General features: G+C 57.7%; 26 protein-coding genes. 17 read left to right on the top strand and 9 right to left on the bottom strand.

All coding sequences use genetic code 11. The features are described from left to right. Entirely contained in the window at positions 1-1,176 is a 1,176-nt protein-coding gene (locus AC2FEE_RS07030; protein WP_496864007.1) for a tyrosine-type recombinase/integrase, read from the bottom strand. Between the two features lie 324 nt (positions 1,177-1,500). Here AC2FEE_RS07030 and AC2FEE_RS07025 point away from each other — a divergent pair, with 324 nt between their 5' ends. The 5 genes from AC2FEE_RS07025 (at position 1,501) to AC2FEE_RS07005 (ending at position 7,561) form a co-directional block, all read left to right on the top strand. Further along, complete coding sequence (locus AC2FEE_RS07025; protein ID WP_496864005.1) at positions 1,501-2,484, top strand: glycosyltransferase family 2 protein; 984 nt, start codon at positions 1,501-1,503, stop codon at positions 2,482-2,484. Between the two features lie 5 nt (positions 2,485-2,489). Next, the gene (locus tag AC2FEE_RS07020; protein WP_496864004.1) at positions 2,490-3,425 is read left to right on the top strand and encodes a hypothetical protein; all 936 of its coding nucleotides are present in this window, start codon (positions 2,490-2,492) and stop codon (positions 3,423-3,425) included. Beyond that, the gene (locus AC2FEE_RS07015; RefSeq protein WP_496864003.1) at positions 3,422-5,410 is read left to right on the top strand and encodes a hypothetical protein; all 1,989 of its coding nucleotides are present in this window, start codon (positions 3,422-3,424) and stop codon (positions 5,408-5,410) included. Before AC2FEE_RS07020 ends, AC2FEE_RS07015 begins: the two co-directional genes overlap by 4 nt. A 176-nt stretch (positions 5,411-5,586) precedes the next feature. After that, complete coding sequence (locus AC2FEE_RS07010) at positions 5,587-6,546, top strand: glycosyltransferase family 2 protein (protein WP_496864002.1); 960 nt, start codon at positions 5,587-5,589, stop codon at positions 6,544-6,546. Between the two features lie 31 nt (positions 6,547-6,577). Then, complete coding sequence (locus tag AC2FEE_RS07005) at positions 6,578-7,561, top strand: hypothetical protein (protein ID WP_496864001.1); 984 nt, start codon at positions 6,578-6,580, stop codon at positions 7,559-7,561. A gap of 3 nt (positions 7,562-7,564) precedes the next feature. Here the strand turns inward: AC2FEE_RS07005 and AC2FEE_RS07000 are convergent, their stop codons facing one another. Further along, a complete protein-coding gene (locus AC2FEE_RS07000; protein WP_496863999.1) occupies positions 7,565-7,870 on the bottom strand; it encodes a DUF6476 family protein in 306 nt (101 codons plus the stop codon). Between AC2FEE_RS07000 and AC2FEE_RS06995 the strand changes: the two genes are divergently transcribed. Further along, positions 7,869-8,903 (top strand): RluA family pseudouridine synthase, encoded by a 1,035-nt coding sequence (locus AC2FEE_RS06995; RefSeq protein ID WP_496863998.1) that lies wholly within the window; start codon positions 7,869-7,871, stop codon positions 8,901-8,903. The genes AC2FEE_RS07000 and AC2FEE_RS06995 overlap by 2 nt on opposite strands. A gap of 145 nt (positions 8,904-9,048) precedes the next feature. After that, positions 9,049-9,945, top strand: a complete 897-nt coding sequence (gene rpoH, locus AC2FEE_RS06990; RefSeq protein WP_496863997.1) for an RNA polymerase sigma factor RpoH — start codon at positions 9,049-9,051, stop codon at positions 9,943-9,945. Between the two features lie 48 nt (positions 9,946-9,993). Here rpoH and AC2FEE_RS06985 read toward each other — a convergent pair whose 3' ends face one another. Together AC2FEE_RS06985 and AC2FEE_RS06980 are read right to left on the bottom strand one after the other, a co-directional pair. Next, on the bottom strand, positions 9,994-11,073 hold the full coding sequence (locus tag AC2FEE_RS06985) for a fasciclin domain-containing protein (RefSeq protein WP_496863996.1): 1,080 nt from the start codon (positions 11,071-11,073) through the stop codon (positions 9,994-9,996). 207 nt (positions 11,074-11,280) lie between these two features. Beyond that, positions 11,281-12,459 (bottom strand): dipeptidase, encoded by a 1,179-nt coding sequence (locus AC2FEE_RS06980; RefSeq protein ID WP_496863995.1) that lies wholly within the window; start codon positions 12,457-12,459, stop codon positions 11,281-11,283. Positions 12,460-12,611: 152 nt separating this feature from the next. Here AC2FEE_RS06980 and AC2FEE_RS06975 point away from each other — a divergent pair, with 152 nt between their 5' ends. From AC2FEE_RS06975 to AC2FEE_RS06965, 3 genes are read left to right on the top strand one after another with little or no spacing between them, the layout of a single operon-like run. After that, the gene (locus AC2FEE_RS06975) at positions 12,612-13,586 is read left to right on the top strand and encodes a Gfo/Idh/MocA family protein (RefSeq protein ID WP_496863994.1); all 975 of its coding nucleotides are present in this window, start codon (positions 12,612-12,614) and stop codon (positions 13,584-13,586) included. A gap of 59 nt (positions 13,587-13,645) precedes the next feature. Then, positions 13,646-13,915: a DksA/TraR family C4-type zinc finger protein gene (locus AC2FEE_RS06970; RefSeq protein ID WP_496863992.1), complete on the top strand. Its 270-nt coding sequence runs from the start codon at positions 13,646-13,648 to the stop codon at positions 13,913-13,915. A gap of 13 nt (positions 13,916-13,928) precedes the next feature. Next, positions 13,929-14,810 (top strand): DMT family transporter, encoded by an 882-nt coding sequence (locus AC2FEE_RS06965; RefSeq protein ID WP_496863990.1) that lies wholly within the window; start codon positions 13,929-13,931, stop codon positions 14,808-14,810. 14 nt (positions 14,811-14,824) lie between these two features. Here the strand turns inward: AC2FEE_RS06965 and AC2FEE_RS06960 are convergent, their stop codons facing one another. From AC2FEE_RS06960 to AC2FEE_RS06945, 4 genes are all read right to left on the bottom strand, one after another. After that, positions 14,825-15,307, bottom strand: a complete 483-nt coding sequence (locus AC2FEE_RS06960; protein WP_496863988.1) for a GNAT family N-acetyltransferase — start codon at positions 15,305-15,307, stop codon at positions 14,825-14,827. Then, positions 15,304-17,124, bottom strand: a complete 1,821-nt coding sequence (locus tag AC2FEE_RS06955) for a M3 family oligoendopeptidase (RefSeq protein WP_496863986.1) — start codon at positions 17,122-17,124, stop codon at positions 15,304-15,306. Before AC2FEE_RS06955 ends, AC2FEE_RS06960 begins: the two co-directional genes overlap by 4 nt. 82 nt (positions 17,125-17,206) lie before the next feature. Further along, on the bottom strand, positions 17,207-18,184 hold the full coding sequence (locus AC2FEE_RS06950; protein ID WP_496863984.1) for an alpha/beta fold hydrolase: 978 nt from the start codon (positions 18,182-18,184) through the stop codon (positions 17,207-17,209). Continuing rightward, positions 18,184-18,474: an SCP2 sterol-binding domain-containing protein gene (locus tag AC2FEE_RS06945; RefSeq protein ID WP_496863983.1), complete on the bottom strand. Its 291-nt coding sequence runs from the start codon at positions 18,472-18,474 to the stop codon at positions 18,184-18,186. The genes AC2FEE_RS06950 and AC2FEE_RS06945 overlap by 1 nt, the downstream gene beginning before the upstream one ends. Positions 18,475-18,504: 30 nt before the next feature. Here AC2FEE_RS06945 and AC2FEE_RS06940 point away from each other — a divergent pair, with 30 nt between their 5' ends. The 6 genes from AC2FEE_RS06940 (at position 18,505) to AC2FEE_RS06915 (ending at position 24,403) form a co-directional block, all read left to right on the top strand. Continuing rightward, on the top strand, positions 18,505-19,113 hold the full coding sequence (locus AC2FEE_RS06940) for a tetratricopeptide repeat protein (protein WP_496863982.1): 609 nt from the start codon (positions 18,505-18,507) through the stop codon (positions 19,111-19,113). A 21-nt stretch (positions 19,114-19,134) separates the two neighbouring features. Further along, positions 19,135-21,942 carry a helicase-related protein gene (locus AC2FEE_RS06935; protein WP_496863980.1) on the top strand — a complete coding sequence of 936 codons (2,808 nt, stop codon included), beginning with the start codon at positions 19,135-19,137 and terminating at the stop codon, positions 21,940-21,942. 6 nt (positions 21,943-21,948) lie between these two features. After that, on the top strand, positions 21,949-22,314 hold the full coding sequence (locus tag AC2FEE_RS06930) for an RNA-binding S4 domain-containing protein (protein ID WP_496863979.1): 366 nt from the start codon (positions 21,949-21,951) through the stop codon (positions 22,312-22,314). Positions 22,315-22,379: 65 nt separating this feature from the next. Continuing rightward, positions 22,380-22,718, top strand: coding sequence for a ferredoxin FdxA (gene fdxA / locus AC2FEE_RS06925; RefSeq protein ID WP_170324594.1), 339 nt, complete (start codon positions 22,380-22,382; stop codon positions 22,716-22,718). A gap of 284 nt (positions 22,719-23,002) precedes the next feature. Then, positions 23,003-23,518: a CarD family transcriptional regulator gene (locus AC2FEE_RS06920; RefSeq protein ID WP_170348382.1), complete on the top strand. Its 516-nt coding sequence runs from the start codon at positions 23,003-23,005 to the stop codon at positions 23,516-23,518. Positions 23,519-23,632: 114 nt separating this feature from the next. Beyond that, complete coding sequence (locus AC2FEE_RS06915; RefSeq protein WP_496863977.1) at positions 23,633-24,403, top strand: ion channel; 771 nt, start codon at positions 23,633-23,635, stop codon at positions 24,401-24,403. On the opposite strand, the gene cobS is transcribed toward AC2FEE_RS06915, so the two are convergent. After that, positions 24,400-25,164, bottom strand: coding sequence for an adenosylcobinamide-GDP ribazoletransferase (cobS, locus tag AC2FEE_RS06910; protein WP_496863975.1), 765 nt, complete (start codon positions 25,162-25,164; stop codon positions 24,400-24,402). The two genes, AC2FEE_RS06915 and cobS, sit on opposite strands and share 4 nt — an antisense overlap. Before the next feature lie 79 nt (positions 25,165-25,243). On the opposite strand from cobS, the gene cobT reads away from it, so the two are divergent. Continuing rightward, the gene (cobT, locus tag AC2FEE_RS06905) at positions 25,244-26,257 is read left to right on the top strand and encodes a nicotinate-nucleotide--dimethylbenzimidazole phosphoribosyltransferase (protein WP_496863974.1); all 1,014 of its coding nucleotides are present in this window, start codon (positions 25,244-25,246) and stop codon (positions 26,255-26,257) included. Positions 26,258-26,277 lie beyond the last annotated feature (20 nt).

Here is a 26,277-nt window from a genome sequence, read left to right as displayed (position 1 = left end):
TCATGTCTTGGTTGCGAGGCTGGTTACGTGTTTCGCCCACTTCTCCATTAGAGGGCGACGTTTATCGAGAAACTGGGTTCGACGGTAAGCATCCATAACTTTGTTCCCGCTTGAGTGAGCCAAGGCAGCTTCTGAGATGTGCTCGGGAGTATTCGTGGCTTCTTCGCACCAATCGCGAAAGCTTGACCGAAATCCGTGAGGTCGGGCATCTAAGTCCCTTCGTTCCATCAACCTTGCCATTGTGGCGTCGCTTAAAACGCCTTTTCGTTTGGCTGGAAACAAATAACCGTTTCGCGCAAATGGCTTCGCCAATTTGACTACATGTTGGGCTTCTTTCGAAAGTGGGACACGAAAGTCATCATCTTCGCCAACCTTGGATTTCATTTTCTCATGGGGAATGGTCCATAAATCTGATGAAAGTTCCTCCGTCCGCAAGAAGCGGATGGGCCCTGATCGCATTGCGGTAAGTATTAGCAGGCGTAAGGCAAGATGTGTCGGTGTCGGCTCGACGAGACTAGCGTAGAAGTCAGGCACATCTTTCCAGTGCATCGCAGGGATGTGTTTTACTTTGTGGCGCTGTTTCCCAAGCAGGATTTTTGCCTTCGCAACCGCCTGAAGGTTAACATCGATATCGTGTGCGGACGCATGGCGAATACAAATTCCCAATCGTTCAATAGCCTTTTGGGCTGTGGATGCTTTTTCGTGCCAAATAGGCTGGAGGGTGTTCCGAATATCGTTTTGGTCGATTAGAGAGACTGGCATCGAACCTAGCTTAGGAAGAACATGAAGCTCTAACGGACTAAACCAGCGTCCCGCTTCACCGTCGTTTTTTAGCTCGGCCTTTCGAGCTTCGAAGGCGTCTTGAGCTATATCGCGAAGCAGGTACAAATCTCGCGCGGCTTCCTTTTTTTGTTTCTCCCTCTCTTTGATCGGGTCCTTGCCTTCTCGTAGAACTTTTCTCCACTTTTCTGCTTCATTCCGTGCCTCTTTCAGCGAGACTTCTCGGGCGGAGCCTAAGCCCATTTCTCGTCTGCGGCGGTACAATACATACCGGAGAAACCATTGAGCCCCGCCGTCAGCGCGTTTGTGCAACCAGAGGCCGCCGCCGTCGGAGTACTTTCCAGGTGGTGAGTTCTTTACTTTAAGTGCGGTAAGTTTATGAAGCGCTCTCGTCATTTATCCACCTTAGTGTCCACCTTTTGCCGCAAGGTTTGATGATGGCTATTGATAGATTTTGAGATTAAAAGAGGCAAGTAACTATCTAAAAATAAAAAATAAAAATGAATAACGCTGCTCGTTGAGATCGGCTGATTTTAGGTGATACGTGATTTCGAAGCGTCTCGACCGCACCATCATCATCAGACAATCTGGCGATTGGCCCCATTCGGGCAGGGTAGAGCTGCACCATTTTGCTGCGGATTATCGATGTTGTGATTTCCTGTCTCGCCCATGCCCGCTGGGTTGTGTATGACGAACGTCAATACAAGTCGGGAAGTTTTGATGTCGCAGGCCATTACCGTATTCACCACGATGAAGAACGAAGGCCCCTATATGCTAGAGTGGGTCGCGTTTCATAAATCGCTGGGGGTCAATCACTTTGTGATTTTTACCAACAGCTGCGAAGACGGCACCGACGATATCGCCCGCAGATTGCAGGAACTGGGACTGGCCACCCATGTTTCCAACGAAGTGAAAGAAGGCGGCAATCCGCAGCACCAGATGTTGCGGCGCGCGCGGCGTCAGCCCAAGGTCAAGGAAGCCGACTGGCTGTTGTGTCTGGATGTGGATGAGTTTTGGAATATCCGCCATGGTGACAACAGCTTTGACTCTCTAATCACCGAGGTCGAAAGCCGCGCGGGTCAGCCGGTGGATGCGATTTCATTCGCGTGGAAACTGTTTGGAAGTTCCGGAAACATCAGCTTTGAAGACCGGCCGGTAACCGAAGCATTCGAAATGGGCGATCAGGAATTTCCCTATCACTCGGGCCGGGCCTATGGCCTGAAGACCCTGTTTCGCAACAACGGCAAGTTCACGCGGTTCGGGCCGCATCGCCCGAAGGGCATAGAAGAGGGCAAGGAGGCCGAGGTGGCCTGGTCCGACGCCGGGGGCAACCTGTACTCAGCCGAAAAGGTAGGGTGGCGGGCCTGGCGCGGGTTTGATCATTCGCTTGGACGTCTGCACCACTATTCTGTCCGGTCGCTGGATGGGTTTCTGATTAAGCGTGACCGCGGACGGACCAATCATATCAAGGTGGATCAGGGACAGTCCTATTGGCAGGACATGAACGCCAACAAAGAAACCGACCCGTCCATACAACCCATCGCACGGCGCGCTGCACCTCTGCTGGCAGAGTTGAAAGCAGACCCGGTTCTAAGTGAATTGCACGCGCGGGCCTGCGATTGGCACCGCGCAAAAATCGCCGAGATCAAAATGCGCCCGGATTGGGTGGATTTCCGGATGTGGCTGGCGGATAATCTCATCTGAGGATCATGGCAGACGACCTTTCGAAAGAGCAACTGAAACCCGAACACCCTGACCGCAAGACGGGGTACGAGCGTATTCTGACCGATCCCGCGCCGCCGTGGTTTGTCGAGCTCTATCCGGGCGGCGATGGGGCCGGTTTTCTGCAAAAACTGGAACGCCATTCGGTGCTGTTCCATCAGCGTTCTGCGTCACAGTTGGTTGTCAGCTTTGACAATATCGCCAATGCCAATGACCTGTCCTTTGCGCGCGAACCCTGGGGCTGGAAGTTTTTCCGCGATGAGGGCTGGTCCCATATGGGCGTCTTCGCGCGCACCAAGGCGTGGTATCGCGACCCCGAGATCATCTCGTATTTCCAAAACCGCGCGACCGAAGGGTTTTTCGACAAGTTTGATCAAGTCGTCTTTGCCGGTGCTTCGATGGGCGGCTTCGGGGCGTTGACCTTTTCCGAACTGGTGCCCGGCGCGCATGTGGTCGCGTTCAACCCGCAAACTACGCTGGATGAACGTCTGGTGCCGTGGGAAACCCGGTATCGCTTTGGCCGGGTTCAGGACTGGGATCTACCACTGGGGGACGCGGCGCGGACCGTGAAGAAGGCGGGCAAGGTCTATGTGTTCTATGACCCCTTTTTCGACCTCGACCGGCGGCAGGTCACGCGGTTGCAGGGAGAGAACGTTGTATTGCTCAAGACGTGGTTTTCGAACCATTTCGCCGCCCCGATGCTGCGCAAACTGGATATCCTCAAGCCTGTAATGCTAAAGGCGATGGACGGTTCGCTAACGACGGACGAGTTTTACCGGTTGATGCGTGCCCGCCGCCGTCTGCCCATGGTCATGCGCGCCATCGAGGCGCAGGCGGGTGAGCGTCACCCGCTATTGGTGCTGCAGGCACGCCAGAGGTTCCGGACGCTGCGTCGCGCTGCATTGGCCGGGAACTCCTCATGACACGAGAAAAAGGGGTGTTCATCGGACAGCGCAAAGACCGCATGGGCGCGCGCCTGCTGATGATGCTGACATGCATCCGTCTGGCCGAGGATTTTGGCACAACCTACAAGGTGAACTGGTTTCCGCAAGGATCGGATGCACCGGAACTGGATCAGCCACAAGAACTATTTGCACAGGACTGGATGGACACGCGTTTTCTCCGCGGCAAGGAATTTGATCGCCTTGCCAGAAAGGCCCTGCCGGTCTGGGCTTTTCAGGGCGACAAATCTCCGGACCGGCTGATGGCGCACCTCAACGAAGGCCGCTCGGTTCTGGTCGAGGAAGGGTTCGAGGTACTGGCCTTTCCCTGGGAGGATATCGAAGCGATCCGTCCGAGATACCGGGATTTCATCCATCAAATCGGGTTCACGGATGAAGTCCGCGCCATCATGGACCGCGCGGATGCCAAACTGTCCGGGCGGGGGGTGTCGGCCTATCACATCCGGCGGGGCGACATTCTGAACGGGTTACCCTGGAAGCACACGACGTGGCCTGCCAAGATCGAGCCAGAAGAGTTGTACGAGGCGCATCTGGAAAAAACCGTAGGGCAAACAGCCATTATGTTTTCAGATCAGCCGGAACTGATCACCCGATTCCAGAAAAGACATCCGCACCTGTTGAAGATGTCCGACATTGCAGATGTCTCAGGCATGACACGAGCCCAACGCGATTTTCTGGAGCTTTACACGATGTCACGGGCCGAGCAGGTAGTGGCGCCATACATATCGGCGTTTTCAATGGCTGCTGCCCGGATCTCAGGGCGGCAACGCCTGGTGTTCAAAGACGTCCTGACCGAGAATGAAATCTCTTTGGCCAATCATCGTGTGATCAACCGTGTTTCCAAGGGCCCCGACGCATTTCTGAATCCGTCTGAGGCGGCACATATTTATGCCAAGGCTGCGCAGTACCTGTGCGCGCGGGATGAAATAGAAAAATCCTACGATCTGGCTCAACCCATTCTGGACGTAAAGGTAGACAATGCGTTCATGCCGCTTTTGCAGGCCATTAATTGTTTCTACCTGTCAAAGTGGAAAGAATGCGAAAAGCTTGCTGCCGCCGGGTTGGGCAACAGGAACCTGTGGTCCGAAGACTATGCGGTATTGCTTGCTTTGCGTGCAGCCACACTGGGGGCGCAAAAGAAACGGTGGTCTGCCAGCCGTTACTTGGCGCGGGCATTCTGGGGCAAGCCTTTACGCCCCGATGTTGCCGTGTTGGCGTCCCGAATGCTGTACCGCGACCAGGTTTCCGCCCGACTGTTTCCACCGACGGACTGGCGGGTGCAGAGACAGCTTCGGCGGCGGCGTTTCCCGCCATTCAACAATCTGTACTTGGTGCAGCACAAGGTACTGGTCAGGCAGCCCTGCAACTTCGATTTCATCTTGATGGATTGGGCCGATCTAGCCTTGGATCAAAAAGCTCGCAGGTTTCTTGATGATCGTTCTCGTTTGGAGCGTTTGAGCGAAGGGTTCGACAGCTTTGAGAGCATAAGCGCTGATGACCCGGGTGTTCTGGCAGGCAGGGCAGTGCTGCAGTGGCAATTAGGCGCCATAAGCCTGTCGCAAGCCATCGATGAAATGCGGAAAATCACATCCGGCTGGCCGGAAAACCCGCTTTATCATAAAAGGTTGTCAGTGCTTTACGAAGCGGATGGTGATTTGCCCCGCGCCCGGATGACACTTGCAGAAGCCGTGGCCTGTGATCCTGAAAACCCGTTTCTGGTTTTCGCGATGGGAAAGCTTCTGGAAAGGAATAAGGCCGTCGAGCAAGGGCAAAATCAGATCGTTCAGGCGGCTGACCTCGATGAGAACTCAGCGGTCATTCAGGGCGAAGCCGGTCAAATATTCCTGCGGCGGGGCAAAAAGGGCAAGGCTCGGCCATACCTGAAAAAAGCGCATGACCTGTTTCCGCCGTTCAAGCGTTTTGCAAACCAACTGGCCCGTACATGATGAGAATGACGCAGGTCTTCACAACGATGCCGGATTACGCTTGGCTGTTGCGCACTGTAAGCCTAGGCTGTGGTCCGAGCGAAAGCCGCAGGATTTCGGGCGCAGGTTTAAAAAGCGGTAAAACACGAGGCGAATAAGTGTCTGACCACGATCCCCGATTTATCAGCGTGACTCCGATGAAGAACGAGGGCCCCTTTGTGTTGGAATGGGTGGCCCATTGTCGCGCGATCGGTGTCGACCAAATTGTCGTGATGACCAATGACTGCGCCGACGGCACGGATGAACTGCTGCAGCGGCTGGACGACAGGGGCATCCTGACCCACGTCGACAACAATTCGGGGCGCCAGGGCAGTCCGCAAAAGCGCGCGTACAAGAAATTTCTGAATATGGAGGTCGCGCGGCCTCAGGACTGGGTCCTCGTGATTGACGCCGACGAACACATTAACATCAAAACCGGGGACAACACGCTGAGGGCGCTGACCGATGCGATTCCGGACGCGAAAATGGTCTCGATGACTTGGCGGCTGTTTGGAAATGCGGGTGTTGTCCGGTATGAAGACCGGTTCCTGTCGGATCAGTTTCGGCGAGCGGCAAAGCTGCAAAAAAACAGACCCCCGCAAGCCTGGGGCTTCAAGACAATGTTCAAGCGCGAACTTTGGGGTACACTGGGGGTTCACAGACCAAAACGACCGACTGTCGAGACCATGGAAGAGTGCCATTGGTATAATGGGTCGGGTCAGTTGATGCCGGACCGTTACTTTACTAGCAGTTGGCGGTCGGCGCGGGATTCCATCGGGTATGATTTGGTGCAGATCAACCACTATGCTTTGAAATCCTGCGAAAGCTATCTGGTCAAGAAAATGCGCGGGCGGGCTCACCATCTGGGGGAAACCCTGGGCATGGATTATTGGAACATGATGAACCACAACGCCGAGGAAGACGGCTCGATTGATTCCATCCTCGACCGCAAGCGCGATCATTACTACGAATTGCTCTCGGACCCCGAGACGGCCCGGTTGCATCACATGTCCTGTGACCTGCACAGACAGAAGATTGCGCAGCTGCGTGAACAACCCGAGATGCAGGACCTGATGCAACGGATGACAGCAGATTTTACGGCCAGTCACAGCGAATGAGCGGGATTAAATCTGAAACAGGAGGCATCTGATGCTTTGGCTGCATTTGGGTATGCCCAAGACCGGTACGACTGCGCTTCAGGGATATGTGCAGCAGAACAAGTCGCAGCTTGCCGATGTGGGGTTGCGCTATATGGAAACCGGACGGCGTCGCCATGAAGGTCAGGGCCGTCTTGCGATCAGCCACAACATCATTGCCTTTCACATGAACCAGACCAATCAGCCGATGGATTCGTTTCGTGAGGCAATGGCCATCGAATACGACGCGCACAGAGATCAGACCTGCCTGGTGTCATCCGAAATGTTCTATAACTGCGACCTGAGCAAGCTGGCGCAGGTCTTTGCGGAAATCCCCTCGCGCGAGTTACAGATTACCTACTATTGCCGCAGATATTCTGATTTTCTGGAAGCCGATTACAAGCAACGTGCCAAGAATGGCCGTTTGGGGGGCAGTGCGACCGAGTATGTTCGCAACTTGCTGGACAGGATCAAGGCTGACCCAGGTATCTACAGTTTTTCGGCGAAATTGAATCGAATCCGCCAGGCCTTTCCGGGGGTCGCCGTCTTGCCGGTCCTGTATGACCGTTCTCAGATGGTACGGGGGCACGTGGTCGATGACTTCATGTCGCACATAGGTGTGTCTTTGCCTGACGAAGCGGTGGTCGATCGGCCTTCGAACCTATCGCAATCGCGTGCCGCCAGCGAGGCCTTTGGTATCGTGTCCAAGGCTCTCGGGCGTCAGAAAAGTCGTCGTCTGCGCCGGCGCGTGGTCGAGGATCCGGTCATGATCCGGCGATATGACGTATTGGAACCGGATGAGCGGGCCTGGCTGGACGAGTTCGTAGCCAGCCACGATGTCACCTTCCAGCAAGAGTTTTTTCCCGAACGTTCTCAGATGTTCAACCCGGTTGAGTTGAGCGACGAGGATCAGAAATTCCGTCGTGATACGGCCCAGGAGTACGACGCCCTGCTTCGCGCGTCCGAGATCGTGTTCCGCATGGCGCTGGAGAATTGAGAGTCAGGGCTCGATGGTGACTTCCTGACGCTGGCGACCGGTTGTCTTGTCAAAGATCAGAATGCGGTTGTCATCCGTCACCACCGCGTACCAGTTGTTGCCGATGGTCACGGCCTGCGCCTTCGCGCCGTCGGGCAGTTCGACTTGATCCGGCAGGGCGGGGGTTCTGTCCGATAGTCGGATGACAATCAGCGCGAATGTCACTAGAACCCCGCCAATCATCACCGCGGTCAGCAGCATGACCATTCTCCGCAGCAGGCGAAGCTGCGGCGTTTCCTGCGGTTCTTGGGGTTCGGAAGGGACAGTCATGGGCACCCGTCAGATTGAATTTCAGATCGCGGCCGATCCGCCGCCACGCCTTGATAAGGCGCTTTCGCGCGATGTGCCAGCCGAGGAAAATCTGTCGCGCACGCGATTGGCCAAGCTGATCGATCAAGGCGCCGTGCGGATCGACGGGACCGAGGCGCGCGACCCCAAGGCCAAAGTCGCCGAAGGCGCTTCGGTGTCGATCTCCGTGGCCGAGGCCGAAGACAGCCACATCGGTCCGGAAGATATCCCGTTGGAGGTGGTTTTCGAGGATGCTGATCTGATCGTCATCAACAAACCGGCAGGTATGGTTGTGCATCCCGCACCGGGCTCGCCGAACGGGACACTGGTCAATGCGTTGCTGCATCATTGCGGCGATGACCTTTCCGGCGTCGGTGGGGTGAAGCGCCCCGGAATCGTGCATCGTATCGACAAGGAAACCAGTGGCTTGTTGGTGGTCGCAAAATCGGATGCCGCGCACCACGGGCTGGCCGCTCAGTTCGAGGCGCACACGGTTGAGCGGTACTACCGTGCGATCTGCTACGGCGTGCCTGATGCGAATGACCCGCGTCTGCGTGGCGTGAAGGGGGTCAGCTTCGAGCCTGGAAACATCATGCGTCTGACCACTCAGTTGGCGCGTCACAAGACCGACCGGCAAAGACAGGCAGTGCTGTTCCACGGTGGTCGACACGCGGTTACTCGGGCGCGTGTGGTCGAGGCATTCGGCATTCCGGCAGGGTTGGCGCTGATCGAATGCTGGCTGGAGACCGGTCGTACGCACCAGATTCGCGTCCACATGGCCCATGCCGGGCATGGGTTGGTGGGCGATCCTGTCTATGGGGGCAAGCGCAAACTGGCGGCCAAGGCGTTCAGTTCGGAAATCTCCGAGGCCATCCGAACCTTCCCACGTCAAGCGCTTCACGCTGCCGTTTTGGGTTTTGAGCACCCGGTGACGGGGGAAAACCTGCGCTTTGAGGCCGAATTGCCGGAAGACATGCAAAAACTGATTGAACAGCTTCGCGCGCCGCTGACATAATGCGCAAAGTTACGTGAAGAACACTTTCTTAGGTTTCCTTTATCAATCGTTAATTCCAAACTGTTAACGGTACCTCTTGAACGGATTGGGAAGACCTCCCATATCCATGTTAACGACTTAAACATTTGTCGGAGGGACATGAAACATGGCAAATTACGCAAATCTCCCCGCGCCGACGCCGGAAGGCGGCCTGAACCGCTATATGCAGGAAATTCGTAAGTTTCCGCTGCTGGAGCCGGAAGAAGAATACATGCTGGCAAAGCGTTGGGTGGAAGAGCAAGACGCTGAAGCGGCTCATAAAATGGTCACCTCGCATCTGCGACTGGCGGCCAAGATCGCCATGGGCTATCGCGGCTATGGTTTGCCGCAAGCCGAGGTGATTTCCGAAGCCAATGTGGGCCTGATGCAAGCGGTCAAAAAATTTGACCCTGAAAAGGGATTCCGACTGGCGACCTATGCGATGTGGTGGATTCGCGCCTCGATCCAGGAATACGTTCTGCGGTCATGGTCGATGGTGAAACTGGGCACAACCAGCGCGCAGAAAAAGCTGTTTTTCAACCTTCGCAAGGCCAAGGCGCGCATTGGTGCGCTTGAGGAAGGGGACCTGCGCCCCGAGAACGTCAAGAAGATCGCCGAAGATTTGGGCGTGACCGAAGACGAAGTGATCAGCATGAACCGCCGGATGTCCGGTGGCGATGCCTCGCTGAACGCGACTGTCGGGTCCGAGGGCGAAGGCACCATGCAGTGGCAGGACTGGCTTGAGGATGAAGATGCCGACCAGGCTGGCGACTATGAAGCGCGTGACGAACTGGATGCGCGGCGTGAGTTGCTGGCGGCTGCTCTGGACGTGCTGAATGATCGGGAAAAGGATATCCTGACCCAGCGCCGTCTGATGGATCAGCCCGTCACGCTGGAAGAACTGAGCACGCAGTACAATGTCAGCCGCGAGCGCATTCGCCAGATCGAAGTCCGTGCCTTCGAGAAGCTGCAGAAAAAGATGCGTGAACTGGCGCGTGAAAAAGGAATGCTGGGCACGGTCTGAGACCTGCCCAAGCTAAGAAAGCCCGCCTTTCACGGCGGGCTTTTTTTGTTACGCGAATACAAAATCGCTCTCAGACAACTGGCCGGCCCGCACACCAAGCAGGTCTATGCTGTCACCATCTCCCAACTCGATGGTTGTGCGGAAGAAACCGCCCGAGATGTGGTCTTCGATGTCCTCAAAGCTGAGAATGCCGTCATAGGCGCTGAGGTCGATCTTGTCCTTGCCAACCTGGAAGTCGAGGATGAGGTCTTCTCCGTCGCCATCGTCGAAGAAGAAGGTGTCGTGCCCGCGTCCACCGACTAGAAAGTCATCGTCGGCTCCGCCATCGATCAGATCCTTGCCGCGACCGCCAAAGATGGAGTCGTCGCCTTCATCACCGCGCAGGATGTCCTTGCCGCGGCCACCGAAGATGGTGTCATGCCCAGTGCCGCCCAAGGCGACATCATTGCCGCGCCCGGCAACGATAAAATCATTGCCGCCGCCGCCATGCACAAAGTCCTGACCGCGCCCGGTAAAATGAAACTCGTCCGACTCGTCACCAATAATGAAGTCCGTGTTCTTCTGACCCAAAATGCCGGTAACTGAGACCGGAAGCAGCACTCCGTCAAGCACGTGGATGATCCCGTTCGAAGCTTCGACGTCGAAGGCAATGAGGCCCGGGTCCGCAATACCCGGATCCGCGTCTCCAAGGCTTGGAGGCGAACTCAGCAGGTTCAGTTCCAGGCTTGTTCCCAGCAAGGTTTCGATCTGGGCACCATCACCAAGACTGACTACGGCATCCTTGGTGAACGATCCGTCCACGACGTGGTATTGCAGGATATTGGTCAGCAGGGGCAGGGGGTCACCGCCGCCCAGCAGGGTCAAGGCTTTAACGACGTGCCCAAGCGCCCCGTCCTCATCCGAGCCGCCATAGCCCAAGGCCTGCGCCAAGGCCACGAAGGCAGCATCGGTTGGTGCAAATACGGTCAGATCGACCGCGTCGCTGTCCAGCGTCCCGGCAAGTCCGGCCGCGATGACAGCTTCGCGGAGGATGTCAAAATCCCCACCATCGCTGTCGAATGTACCCGGAGCTCCGCTGATTTGAATAACGCGTTCCGTGATCGTTGGTCCGTCTGTCATGTCAGGCATTTCAGTTCATCTCCCACCCTGGTTGCCGCCTTTGACCGGGAAAGGACCTGCGAAGGCACATCTCCCCACCGGCGATACATTTGGTACGGAGGGAGTTGGAAAACGGATCACCAAATTCGGATGTCGAGATTTGGCACGGTGCGATTGACCGACCTTTCCGGGGCTAAATCCCTTTGTGATGTCATGCGGTTATAGAGTGAGATTCACCTACTTCAATTGTTGCCTGAAAACGCGCACCATGTTCTCACCCATCACTTTGCGAACTTGCGTTTCGGTCAGACCCTGTGCCAGCAAAGCCGACGTCAAGGCGGCCAGTTCCGAGGTGTCAAACGCCGTTTCGACCGAGCCGTCATAGTCCGAACCCAACGACACATGATCTTCTCCCACGGTATCGATCGCGGCCTTGATCATCTTGGCAATACCGGTCGGAGAGATATCGCCGCAGGTAACATCCGCCCAATAACCCATGCCGATAACACCCCCGGTTGCGGCGATGTCAAGCATCAGATTGTCCGGAAAATTGCGTTTAACCGGGCAGAACCCGTGCAGGCCGCCATGGCTGACAATCAAGGGGACGTCGGTCATCGCGATCACCTCATGGGCGACCTGCGGGCTGGAATGGGCAAGGTCGATGACGACAGGGCGCTGTGCCAGCTCTGTCACGACCTGTCGTCCGAACTCGGTCAGGCCAATTTCGCCATAGCCATGCAGAGACCCGCCAAGTTCGTTGTCGAAAAAATGGTGCAGTCCAAAGACGCGGTGCCCGGCATCGAACAGCGTGTCCAGATTGCTCAGGTCACCTTCCAGCGCGTGTGCGCCCTCGATACCCAAGATACCTCCGACGACCGGCTGACCCGCTGCGCGTGCGGCCAATACGGTGTCCAGATCGGCGCGGGTTTTGACAACCTTCAACTGACCGTTCGAGGAAGCCTCGAACTGGTGCAGCTTTTCGGCCTGATAGATGGCGCGTTCTTTGAGGCTGTCCCAGGTGCGCAGGGGCCAAAGCTGCCCGATCGCCAGAAGGGTGATGTTGTCGAACGCCTCGGCCGAGTTTGCCTCATAATTCTGTCCGGCGGGGGATTTGGTAACGGCGGTAAAGACTTGCAAGGCGACGTTGCCTTCGATCAGACGGGGGATGTCGACCTGACCCCGTGTGCCGCGTTCGTTCAGGTCACGGCTCCACAACAAGGGATCTGCGTGCAGGTCGCCGACAATCAGGGTTTCATGCAAGGCGGCGGCGTCCCCCGATATCTCAAAGGGCGCGTGGTCGATCACGCTGTTGCGTTTCGCTTCGATGTAAGATGGCAGAAATCCGAAAAACACAACAGCACCGACGATCACGGCAAACCCGAGCAGACCGCCTATCCGTTTGAAAATCCGCTTCATTCACACTTCCTCCCGACTTCTGCGGGCACATTAGGGTGGTTTCTTGCAGATAAAAGCCTGACTTAACGTCGGAAGGTTGCTAGAAGGGCGGGAACAAGCCTGTTAGCGGTAACTTTCGGATTCGGCTGAGATCACGTATGTCGGAGGAGAATATGCAAAATCCAGTTCAATGGGGTGTTATGGGCGCTGCCAAGTTTGCGCGCCAATTCATGGCACCGGCGATTCATGCTGCCAACGGCGCACAACTGGCGGGGCTGGCCACGTCAAGCGCGGCCAAGGCAGAACTGTTTCAGGCCTTTTGCCCTGATTTGACAGTCTTTGACAGCTATGAGGCAATGCTAGCCGATCCTCAGATCGAAGCCGTATATATCCCGCTTCCCAATCACTTGCATGTGGAATGGGCCCTCAAGGCGCTGGATGCGGGGAAGCATGTGCTGTGCGAAAAGCCTATGACCATGACCGCGGCCGAGTTTGCACCGCTGATCCAAAAGCGGGATGAAACCGGGTTGCTGGCGGCCGAGGCTTATATGATCGTGCATCATCCGCAGTGGCAGTTGGTACAAAAACTGATCGCGGACGGAGCTATTGGAAAGCTTGCGCATGTGGCCGGTGCGTTCAGTTTCGACAATCGCGCGGATACCGCAAATATCCGAAACCGCGCGGAAACCGGTGGTGGCGGGTTGCGTGACATCGGCGTCTATGTGATCGGCGGCGCGCGGTTTGCGACAGGTCAGGAACCGGTGCAGGTCGAGTCTGCGATCCGGTGGGAAGATGGTATCGACACCTTTACGGAAATCCGCGCGCAGTTTCCGGGTTTTACCTATTCCAGCTATGTCTCGATCCGCATGCACCCGCATCAGGAAATGGTGTTTCACGGCGAAGGCGGTGTGATCCGCCTGACCGCGCCGTTCAACGCCCGGGTCTTTGGCGAGGCACGGGTGGAATTGCACCGTCCGGGGCTTGAGGTTCAGGTCATTCGTTTCCCCGGCGACGACCACTACAAACTGCAGGTCGAGGCGTTCGGCCGCTCGGTACGTGAAGGGGCGGGGTATCCGTGCCCTCTGGAATTCTCGCGCGGGACGCAGGAAATGATCGATCTGGTGCTGGAAAAGGCGGTGCCCCTCTGACTTGCCACGCCACGCGTCGCTAGGCTAATCTGACGGGCACCTGATCAGGAGGGAGGCCCATGGCAGGCGGCTGGGCGCGCGACGACGCGGTGAGTGAGCAGATTGAAGCGTCAATTACGGACGAGCTGGCCCGGATGCAGGCGCAAAAGCGTCCGATCGGGGAAAGCCTTACCCATTGCGCCGAATGCGAAGAGCCAATTCCGGAGAAACGGCGAATTGCCATTCCGGGTGTAAAGCTGTGTCTGGACTGTCAACAGGAACGCGACGGAGCGTTCAAGGCGCGTTCGGGCATTAACCGTCGCGGTTCCAAAGACAGCCAACTGAAGTAAGCGGGGCAGTGCGATGCCCAAAGCCAGCCTTCTGCAAAACGGTTTGGTTCTGGGGTTTCTTGCCGCGTTTCTGTGGGGCACGCACAGTGTCATCGTCCGCTATTTAACCGCGGATCTTGGGGGGATGCAGATCGCGGTGACCCGCCTGTTCATCGCGGCGCTGGCCATCTATGGCATGTTGCGCGTGATGCGGATTGCCGTGTCGATCCGGCTGGGCGACTGGAATTTCCGACTGGCTGTTTTGTCGACAGTGGTCAACTATATCCTGTTCCATATCGGGCTGGAGCATACCGGTGCGGCCAACGCTATGGTGCTCGAAAACACAGCTCCGTTCTTTGTTCTGATCTTCCTGTATTTCTTTGCCGATACACCGGTTACTCGCACGGATGTTCTGGCCACAGTATTGGCCATTCTGGGCGTATTTCTAACTGTTTACCAAGATTTTCAGGGTGTTGGAGAACCCGTGTTCGGCGATATTCTGGAAATCGGTGCGGGGCTGAGTTGGGCTGTTTTCCTAATCGCCAGCAGCCGTGCGATGCGCAATTCCGAAACAACCGGAGAGCGCCTCAATTTCCTGTTTGGTATTTTTCTGAGCGCGGGTGTTCTGTTGTTGCCGCTGGCCGCTTTTTCGATGCAGGTGCCAACAGCCAATGATGTTGTTTTCCTAATCCTGTTAGGTGTGCTTCCGACCGCGATGGCTTATTACCTGTGGTATGAGGCCGCGGCGCGGGTGTCGACCTTGACAGCAACGCTGTTGTTCGCAGCTTCCGTAGTTTTCACTTTTATAAATTCGGCGGTGTTTCTGGGGGCTACAATCACGCCGATTGCAATTGCAGGTGCCGTGCTGATCGTGGGGGCGATCTTCGTGACGTCTATGAAGAAGTACGGTGATTGAAAAAGGAATTTTTCTTAACCTGCGGGCGTGCTCAGGGTCAAAGACATTACGTATTGCGGGCCAGCTTTACCATGAGGCCAGATATCGCCGGTCTCTGAAAAACCAGCGCGGCGGTAGGTTGAGATGGCAACCGGATTTTGTAAGTTCACGGTCAGGAGCAAGCTAAGAGCCTCGGGGTATTGTTTTGGCAAGTAAGTCTTCAGTTCCGCCATGGCCGCGGTACCGTGACCTTTGCCTTGGGCGCGGTGGTCAAGGATGACCGCTCGCAGACCCAAATCGGTGTCCGATGCGAAGGGATAGTCCCGCCAATAAGCTCTGTCTATTTTGAAAAGACCGATCGCCTTGCTGCCCAATCTGATCTGGTGAAGATCAAACCGGCCTGCAGGCTCAGCCAGCGCTTCGGCTACTGTGCCTGCAAACTTCTTTTGATCGGGCCGCAGTTTAATCCCCGCGACCTGATCAGGATCCTGACGGTCCAGCGGTAGAAGCGTGATCACGCCTCCATAGCTTCCAGTTCGTCGATAAAGCCCGAAATCATTGACAGACCCTTGTCCCAGAACTTCGGATCGCTCGCATCCAGTCCGAATGGGGCAAGCAGTTCTTTGTGGTGTTTCGATCCGCCCGCCCGCAGCATCTCGAAATACTTGTCCTCGAACCCTTCCGATCCGCTTTCGTAGACGGAATAGAGAGCGTTCACCAAGCCGTCGCCAAAGGCGTAGGCATAGACGTAAAAGGGCGAGTGGACGAAGTGCGGAATATAGGCCCAGAAAGCTTCATACCCATCCATGAACTCAAACGCCGGGCCAAGGCTTTCGGCCTGAACGCTCATCCACAGGGCATTGATGTCGTCAGGGGTCAGCTCGCCTTCGCGGCGGGCGGCGTGGAGCTTGCATTCGAAGTCGTAGAAGGCGATCTGACGCACGACCGTGTTGATCATGTCCTCAACCTTACCGGCCAGCAGAATCTTGCGCTGTTCCGGGGTTTCGGCCTGATCCAGCATCTTGCGGAAGGTCAGCATCTCACCGAACACCGAGGCAGTTTCGGCCAGTGTCAGAGGGGTTGAGGACAGCATCTCTCCCTGGCCGGCGGCCAGCACCTGGTGGACGCCGTGGCCCAGTTCGTGCGCCAGAGTCATCACATCACGCGGTTTGCCCAGATAGTTAAGCATCACATACGGATGCACTTCGGTCACGGTCGGATGTGCAAAGGCACCCGGAGCCTTGCCTGGTTTTACTGCTGCATCGATCCAGCCTTTCGAGAAGAACGGCGAGGCGATTTCCCCCATACGGGGATCGAAGGCGTTATATGCGTCCATCACGGTCTTCTCGGCCTCGTCCCAGCCGACAACCCGGGTGTCTTCCATCGGCAGCGGCGCGTTGCGGTCCCAGACCTGCATCACATCCAGCCCCAGCCATTTGCGTTTCAGCTCATAATAACGATGGCTCAGCTTGGGATAGGCGGCCACAACAGCCTCGCGCAGCGCCTCGACCACCTCGGGTTCGACGTCGTTTGACAGGTGACGGCCGGCCTGCGCAGTCGGCATGTTGCGCCAGCGGTCGACGATTTCCTTTTCCTTGGCCTGCGTGTTGTGCACACGGGCGAAAGTTTTGATGTTGTCTTGAAACACAGCTGCCAACTCGCGCGAGGCGGCTTCGCGTTTGCTTCGGTCCTGTTCCGTCAGCAGGTTCAGTGTGCCCTCGATATTCAGCTCTTCACCGTCGACGGTGAAGGTCAGGCCTGCGATGGTTTCGTCGAACAAACGCTCCCATGCGTCGCCAACAACACCCAGATCGTGCAGGAACTTCTCCAGTTCGTCCGAAAGCTGGTAGGGTTTCATTGCCCGGATGCGGCGGAAGACCGGCTCATAGCGTGCCAGATCGACATTTGCGTCGAAACGCGCCTTTAGCGCGTCATCGTCGATGCGGTTGATTTCCAGCGTGAAGAAAACCAGCGGCGTGGTGAAGATGGTGATCTTTTCCTGCATGTCCGACAGGAACTTGGCGCGCTCGGCATCGGTGGTCAGCTGGTAATACCGCAGACCGGCGAAAGACATGATACGACCGGCAATCGAGTTGATCTTTTCGTTGCGCTGGACGCAGGTCAGCAGACCTTCGGCATCCAGGTCCGCCAGCTTACCTTCGTAGTCGGCTGCAAAGGACGCACATTCGCCCTCCAACCAGTCCAGATCGCGGTCCAGTTCCGGCGCTTCTTCCGAACTGTAGAGGTCGGTCAGATCCCATTCCGGCAGGTTGCCAAGATCGCCGGCTCCTCCAACTGCGTTTGCGTCTCGGACGGGAAAAGGAAGGTCGCGCATGGATCACCTCGGAATATCTGCTTTCGCAAACATCTAGGCGCGGCCGGCCCGGATCACAAGCCGCCTTTGCGCGAGATTCTCTTTACTTCGAGAGGGCAGGCGCCGGCGTAGCGCGCGATTGCGCGGCCAGAAAATGCCCGGCCAACTGATCAAAGACAGGGCCACGCACCTCGGGCGGCTCCATCAGCACCTCATGTTCACCGTCGGTGATTTCGACCAGCGTGCCGTTGGGCCAGTTTGCCATCCGCGCGCGGATCGCTTTGCGATCAACGATTTGCTCATGGCTGCCCAGGATGGTCAGGGCGGGCGTCGCAGGGGCGGTTTGTTCCATCAACCAAGCGCATTCGTCCAGTGCTTCGCGCAGCCATATAGTCGACGGCGCGCCGAGCGCCAGTTCGGGATGCGCGATCAGTTGATCCTTCATCATCTGGTACATCGCCGGATCACGCGTCAGCACGTTGCCGGCGAAGGGTTGCGAGGCAACATAGCTTTCCAGCGATGTGGTCGGGGGCGTCTTTTCCCCAAGCCCGATGCGTGGCCCCCAATAGGCGGTCAATCGGCTGAGCGGCTTCATGATCGGTGTGAAAAAGATGCCCCACATGGGGCCGGTAAAGGCGCAGGCGGCAAAGCAGTCGCGCTCCAGAATTGCGCGCAGGCCGATCGCGCCGCCCATTGAGTGACCGATCACGTACCATGGTTTAGGCAACTCCAGTTGCTCGGCCAGATCCAGAGTGGCCTTCACATCCTGCTGATAGTCGGTGAATTGTTCGACATGCCCGACGCGCGGGTCTTCAAGCAGTCGGTCTGCCAGCCCCTGACCACGCCAATCAACGGCCAGACAAGCAAAGCCGCGACCAACGAATTCATTTGCAGCATCGCCGTATTTCTCGATGTATTCCGTCCGGCCGGGGAACAGCATCACCGTGCCGTTTGCCTCGCCTTCGGGGCGCCAGTGGCCCACGCGAATCCGGATGTTGTCCGAAGTTGTCACCCAATGGGCGGCACCACCGGCGGGTCCGCCGGCCACGTCTTCATAAAAGGGGGCCGGCGAGAACTGCATCAGGCCAGCACCGAAGCGAGTTTCATGGCAACACCCATGTCACCGTCTACGCTCAGCTTGCCCGACATGAACGCACCGGTGGGGTTCAAGTCGCCGCTGAGGATCTGTTCAAACGTATCTGCATCGGCGCTCAGGGTTACGTCGGTCTCTTCGTCGCTGACGCGTGCGCCGTTTGCATCCAGAACGATAGTGCCCAGATCGGCAATGGCAAACTTTGCCGATGCGTCGAAATCGCCGCCGGTCAGTTTTTCGTTCAGCGCGGCCGCGGCTTTTTCAAGAGTGTCGCTCATTGTGTTCCTCATATTGTTTCTGCGCCGTGAATGGACATCCCCGGTCGCAACGCTACACTGAACATTGTTATGGGCATTGCAATCAACAATCTCAAAGGTACCGTTGCGGCATTTTTTGTCACAGTCATGTTTTCCACCAGTTCCGCCGCGCAACAGGCGGACCTGCGGGATGAGGTCGCGCTGTTGCAGCAACTGTCGCTGGCCACGCCGGAACAGGCGATTGGATTGGATCGGCAGCTCAAGGCGCTGTGGTCGCAATCCGGCTCGGCCTCGGCGGATCTGCTTTTGGAGCGCGGGCGCGAGGCGCTGGAAGACGGAGATACTCTGACCGCCATCGAACACCTGACGGCGCTGACCGATCACGCGCCCGGATTTGCCGAAGGCTGGCATCTGCGGGCCTCGGCGTTTTTCGGAATGGATCGCTTTGGCATGGCCGCAGCCGATCTTGAGCACGCGCTGACATTGAACCCGAATAATTACGAAGCAATCTACGGGCTTGGGCTGATCTTCGAGATCATCGAACAGCCCGACAAAGCGCTCGACGCCTATGAGCGCGCGCTGGCTATACATCCTCATCATGAAGAAGTAACCAATGCAGTGAATCGACTGAAGCCCCAGGTCGAGGGCTCGGCCCTCTAAGAGACGGGGCAGGGGGCAAAGGTGAGCGGGTCATCCCGAATTGTGGCCGTACTCGGCCCGACCAACACAGGTAAAACCCACTACGCGATCGAGCGGATGCTGGGATATCGGACCGGAGTAATCGGTCTGCCGCTGCGTCTGCTGGCGCGCGAGGTTTATGACAAGATCGTCGCCATTCGCGGCCCGTCCGTTGTGGCGCTTGTAACGGGTGAAGAGCGGATCGTACCGCCGCGCACCCAGTACTGGGTTTGCACGGTTGAGGCGATGCCCGAGGGCATGGGCGCGGATTTCGTGGCCATCGACGAGATCCAGCTCTGCGCCGATCCCGAACGCGGCCATGTCTTCACCGACCGCCTGCTGCGGGCGCGCGGCACCAATGAGACGTTGTTTCTGGGATCAGACACCATGCGCGGCTCCATCGCGGCGCTGGTGCCTGAGGCTCAGTTTGTTCGCCGTGAACGGATGTCGCAGCTTGTCTATGCGGGATCAAAGAAAATCAGCCGTATGCCGTCGCGCAGTGCGATTGTCGGGTTCTCAGTCGATAGTGTCTATGCGATTGCCGAGCTTTTGCGCCGCCAAAAGGGCGGTGCGGCCGTGGTCATGGGGGCGCTCAGCCCGCGCACGCGGAACGCGCAGGTGGACCTGTATCAAAATGGCGAGGTCGACTACCTGGTCGCCACCGATGCTATTGGCATGGGGCTGAACCTGGATGTCGAACACGTCGCCTTTTCTTCCCTAAGCAAATTCGATGGCCGCCGGATGCGTCCGCTCGCTCCCAATGAGTTGGCTCAGATCGCAGGCCGCGCTGGTCGCGGGATGTCGGATGGCACGTTCGGCGTGACTGGTGAGGCCCCGCCACTTGACGAGGGTGTCGCGCAGGCAATCATGGACAGCCGGTTCACGCCGATGAAAAAACTGAACTGGAGGAATGCCACCCTGCGGTTTGGCTCGATTGAGGCGCTGATCGACTCGCTTGAGGTCAGTCCAAACGACGAACATCTGATCAAGGCACGGCCCGCGGATGACCTGAATGTGCTGAAATCACTGTCGCAAGTGACCGAGGTCGCGGCTCGCGCCAGTGATGGCCAATCGATCCGTTTGCTGTGGGATGTGTGTCGAATCCCCGATTTTCGCGGTATCAGCCACGCCGAACACGCCAGTCTGCTCGAAGTGATCTATGGGCACTTGCACGAACGCGGTTCGATCCCGGATGACTTCATGGCGCGGCAAATACGTCGGATCGACCGGACCGACGGGGATATTGATGCACTGTCCAAAAGGTTGGCATATATTCGCACTTGGACATATGTTGCGCAGCGAAACGGTTGGGTGCGTGACGAATCACATTGGCGTGACGAAACGCGCACTGTAGAAGACAGGCTGTCGGACGCATTACATGACCGACTGACGCAAAGATTTGTGGACCGGCGCACATCTGTGTTGCTGCGCCGGCTCAAACAGAAGGAGGCCCTTTTGGCCGAAGTAAATGACAAGGGTGAAGTGACCGTCGAAGGAGAATTCGTCGGTCGATTGGAAGGGTTCCGGTTTACACCGGACAAAAGCGCGCAAGGAACCGAGGCGAAAGCTTTGAAGTCGGCTTCCCTGCAAGCACTCGCACCGCAATTCCATCTGCGTGCAGACCGCTTCTACAATGCGCCCGATACCGAAATTGATTTTACCGATCAGGGTGGCCTGATGTGGGGCGAATATGCCGTCGGTAAGCTGGTTGCCGGGGTAGAGCCCCTCAAGCCGATGGTTGAGGTTTTTGTGGACGAGGCCGCAGGCCCGGATGTCGAACAGAAGGTGCAGCGCCGTCTGCAGCACTTTATCGACCGCAAGGTTGCCGCGCTGTTTGAGCCGCTGTTGAACCTGTCACGGGACGAGGAACTGTCCGGTCTGGCCAAAGGCTTCGCTTTCCGGATGGTCGAGGCGCTGGGCGTTCTGCCGCGTGCCGGTGTCGCGCAAGAGGTCAAGGATCTGGATCAGGACGCCCGCGGCGCGCTGCGAAAGCATGGCATCCGGTTCGGTCAGTTCACCATCTTCATGCCGCTGCTGCTGAAGCCTGCACCGACGCGCCTGCGACTTGTTTTGTGGGCGCTGGCCAACGGGCTGCAGGAATTCCCCGAAGCACCGCCTCCGGGTCTGGTCACCGTTCCGGTCGCCAAGGATGCGCCCGAGGGTTACGATACTATGTGCGGTTACCGCGATGCGGGCGAACGCTCGATCCGGATCGACATGCTGGAACGTCTGGCGGATATGCTGCGCGCCGAAGACAGCCGTGGTGGGTTCGAAGCCAAGCCCGACATGCTGTCGATCACCGGCATGACGCTGGAACAGTTCGCCGACCTGATGCAGGGCTTGGGTTATAAGGCTGAACGAGGTGAGCGTGAAAAGGTGAAACCTGCTCCGGCAGAGCAACCCATCGCGGATGCGATTGAACAACCGGTAACCGAAGAAACTCCGGCGCCCGTCGCGGAAACCGAAGAGGTCGTCGCCCCCGCCGAGGCGTCAGCCGAGGCCACCGAAAGCACCGAGGCGCCGGCTGAGGCTCTGGAATCAGAGGAACCCGGGGTCGAAGTATTCTACACCTTCACCTGGGGTCGTCAGCGCCAAGCCAACCGTGGCCCACGTCGTGAACAGCGGCAGGGGCAGAGCAAAGGCAAACCGCGAGGCAAACCTCAGGACGGGCGCGGCAAGCCGCAGGGCAAGAAGGGTGGCAAGCCGCAAGGTGCCAAGTCCTTCTCGTCCCGTCCGCCCAAGAAGGAAAAGGCTATCGACCCCGATAACCCGTTCGCAGCAGCGCTGATGGGTTTGAAGGACGGTAACTAAACGTCGATGGCCGAGGCCAAGCTGCGGATCGACAAATGGCTGTGGCAGGCGCGGTTCTTCAAGACCCGCAGCCTTGCCGCCAAACAGGTCAGCGCCGGCCATGTCCGGCTGAACGGAAATCGGGTCCTGAAACCGGCGCAGGCCGTAGGACCCGGAGACGTTCTGACCTTCCCACAGGCCCGTACCGTGCGAGTGGTTCGGGTCGAAAAGCTCGGCGAGCGACGAGGTCCGGCACCCGAGGCTCAGACATTATACTTCGATTTGACTGAAAAACGGGACGTCCCGCCCAAAAATCCGGGTTTCGAAGGAAAAGGTCGTCCGACCAAGAAAGATCGGCGCGCGCTTGATCTTTCTCGCACCAAAGAGGGCTGATCTTCCCTTGAAGACAATGCAATACTGGATTAGCTAACGCCCAAAGCGCAAATGGGAATCCGACCATGACCTACGTTGTCACTGAAAACTGCATCGCCTGCAAATACACCGACTGTGTCGAGGTGTGCCCGGTGGACTGTTTCTACGAAGGTGAGAACACATTGGTCATTCACCCCGATGAGTGCATCGACTGCGGCGTGTGCGAACCTGAATGCCCCGCCGACGCCATCCGCCCCGACACCGAACCGGGCATGGATCAGTGGGTCGAATTCAACCGGAAATACTCGGAACAATGGCCGGTGATCGTGACCAAGAAAGACCCGCTGCCCGAAGCCGAAGAACGTGACGGTGAAGAGGGCAAGATGGAGAAGTATTTCTCGGAAGCGCCAGGCGAAGGTGGCTAAGCGATTCGCTCTCTGAACTTGTTCGTTCAGGTATAGAAACAGGTTGCATCGCCTTGAAAAAAATAGGTTTTCAAGGCCGCAATTGGTCGTGACCTTTCGGGCGCCGTAATTCTGTGATATAATCGTAACCTGAATGATGAATGAGATGGGGATGTGCTCCGTAAGTATGACTGCTTTGGAGTTCTGATTTAATGACAAAACAGCCGCTTGGCGGAGCTGAAAAAGGCTCCGGCTTGTGTGTTTTTTTGTCCCGTATCTCGCTCTGTAACCAAGGATGAACCTGTATGTCTAAGTCGAAAAAGCTTGAGTTCCGCCCGAACGACTATGTTGTTTACCCTGCGCATGGCGTGGGTCAGATCATCTCGATCGAAGAGCAGGAAGTCGCGGGATACTCGCTTGAGCTCTTCGTCATCTCCTTTGAAAAAGACAAGATGACCCTGCGAGTGCCGACCAACAAGGTCACCGAATCCGGCCTGCGGTCGCTCAGCTCACCGGATGTCATCAGCCAAGCGATGAAAACACTGAAAGGCAAGGCCAAGGTCAAGCGCGCCATGTGGTCCCGCCGGGCGCAGGAGTACGAACAAAAGATCAACTCGGGCGATCTGATCTCGATCGCTGAGGTGGTCCGCGACCTGCACCGCACCGACGACCAGCGCGAACAGAGCTATTCTGAGCGTCAACTCTACGAAGCCGCGCTCGAGCGTCTGACCCGCGAAGTGGCCGCTGTCTCCGGCGCTGGCGAAGTTTCGGCTGCCAAGCAGGTGGATGAAGTTCTGACCTCACGCGCCGCCGCCGCCTGATTGCAGCGAACACTGAAATTCTGGCCGCTCCCGTTAGGGGGGCGGCCTTTTTCGTCTCTGGTCTTGGTGAATTCCCCGTTTGCCGCTAATTTTCCTGTAACCAGAGGCGGATACATGACCGGGATAAAGCAAACCGTTAAGTTCCTTTACATCGCGCATGAGCCGGTTTCCGTCTGGTTCCGCTATGGTCTGATCCTGTTCGACGCGGCGTCGATCGTGTTTTTCGTGGCTACGGCGAATATCCCACATGGTCCGGGGATCACCATCGCCAGCCTGTGCGTCGGTTTTTTGATCCTGCTGGATTTTCTGGCCCGACTGTGGATCGCAAAGGATCGCTGGAAGCTACTGCGCAAGGTCTACACGCTGGCCGATATCGTCGTGATTTCCTCGTTGCTGCTTGATCCGTTCTTGCCAGGAAACCTGGCCTTCGTGCGGATTCTGCGTGCTTTGCGCCTGATCCACTCCTATCACCTGCTGCGTGACCTGCGGCGCGACAGTCAGTTTTTCCGGACGCATGAAGACGCTGTGATCGCAGCGATCAACCTGATGGTGTTCGTGTTCGCGACTTCCACGGCCGTTCTTGTGTTCTTCATCCCCGACAACAGCCAGACCGCGTATATCGATGCCCTCTATTTCACCATGGCAACGCTGACCACGACCGGCTTCGGTGATATCACCTTGTCGACCCCGGGCGGTAAGTTGTTTTCGGTGTTCATCATGGTGGTGGGCGTGGCGCTGTTCGTGCGGTTGGCGCAGGCGATCTTCATGCCGCAGAAAGTGCGGCACAAATGCCCAAGCTGTGGGCTTTACCGTCACGACCCAGACGCGGTGCATTGCAAACATTGCGGTGCAACCCTGAGGATCGAGACTGGCGGTGTGAGCTAAAGTGTCGCCACGGCTGTGGCCAGGAAGGCCAGTTCGGCCAGCTGTTGCGTAGCGCCCAGGATGTCACCGGTCTGGCCGCCGATCTTGGCCTTTGCGACCCAAGCCAGCACTGCGGCACTTACAGCGGCAAGGATGACGGGCAGGGTGGTTCCTGCCCCTGCCAAAAGCGCCGCGCAGATAACGGCCAGCGCAAGTCCGACCGCCACGGTTGCCCGGCGCGGCGCGCCGACCGAATGGCTCAGGCCGCCGTTGCGGGCGTTGGGCAGGGCACCCATCAGCACCGGCATGAACGCACGGGACACGATGCACGCGGCAAGAACCGCTCCGTAAGTGCCAGCCGTCAGCAGGGCTGCAATCAATGCGACACGCATCAATTGGGTGAAGATCAGCGTCAGGACCCCGTAGGCCCCGATATGGCTGTCCTTCATGATTTCCAACCGGCGCTCCCGCGTGAACCCGCCCCAAAGCCCGTCTGCTGTGTCGGCCAACCCGTCTTCGTGCATGGCGCCGGTTGAAATCACCAGCGTGGCGGTAACAAGTACAGCAGCGATCATTGCGGGCAGACCCATCGCTATCGAGACCCAACCTACGGCGCAGGCCAGTAGGCCCACCACCAGTCCGACCAGAGGAAAAGCCCAGGCGGAATCGGCCTGACGCGCAAAGGCCTTTTCGGGCAGGCGGGGTACCGGCAGGCGTGTCAGTAGCACCAGCGCCAGCGGAATATCCCATGCGGAAATCAGGGTGTTGTCGTTTTTATGCACTCCCGCGCCTTTCCGGGTCTTGTTGGATTGGACGCTTCGGTTAAACACACAGGACCACTCTGATGCAACGAGGCTTTCGATGCTGCCCGAACTTAATGATCTGAAAACACTCCGTGATACTCTGAGCCAAGCACCCGCTCCGGATGAGACTGCGCTGCAAGGGGCGGCTGACCGCAATGGACAGCTGACCAAGCCGCCGGGAGCGCTGGGTAGGCTCGAGGATTTGGCGATCTGGTATGCGGGGTGGCGTGGGGATGCCCGTCCGCAGATTAGCGCTCCGCAGGTGATTGTTTTTGCGGGCAACCATGGTGTCACGGCGCAAGGCGTCTCGGCCTTTCCACCGGAAGTGACCGTGCAGATGGTGATGAACTTTGAACACGGTGGCGCGGCAATCAACCAGTTGGCCAAGGCTGCCGGTGCCACGATGGATGTACACGCGCTGAATTTGGATGCGCCCACCGCCGATTTCACTGCAGGTCCGGCCATGTCCGAGGATGAGCTGTTGCAGGCACTGCGCACCGGTTGGAATGCCGTTGATCCCAAGGCGGATCTGCTGGTTGTCGGAGAGATGGGGATTGGAAACACCACTCCGGCCGCCGCGATCGCCTGTGCCCTGTTCGGCGGAGACGCATCTGACTGGACCGGGCGCGGCACCGGTGTCGATGACGCCGGGCTGATCAACAAAACCCGCGTCGTGGCCGAAGGTGTGGCCCTGCACGCAGGGGCTGGTGACGGTCTGGACGTTCTGTGTCGCCTCGGTGGGCGCGAGATTGCGGCGATGGCCGGTGCCATCGCCGCCGCGCGCGTTCTGCGCATTCCGGTCATTCTGGATGGTTTCATCTGCTCGGCGGCTGCGGCCTGTCTGGCTAACGTCTCCGCAGGGGCCCTGGATCACGCCATTGCCGGGCATCAGAGCGCAGAAGGCGCGCATGGCGCAGTGCTAAAAAAGCTCGGCAAGGAACCGTTGCTGAAACTTGGCCTGAGATTGGGCGAAGGCTCGGGAGGGGCGCTGGCGATCAACATTCTGAAAAGCGCAGTGGCCTGCCATTCGGGCATGGCCACCTTTGCCGAGGCTGGAGTTTCAGACGGGTAACCCGAACGGCCTGACCCGCA

The sequence above is a fragment of the Ruegeria sp. YTSC199 genome, from assembly GCF_059609725.1.
This window is presented reverse-complemented; position numbering and strand designations above follow the sequence as displayed.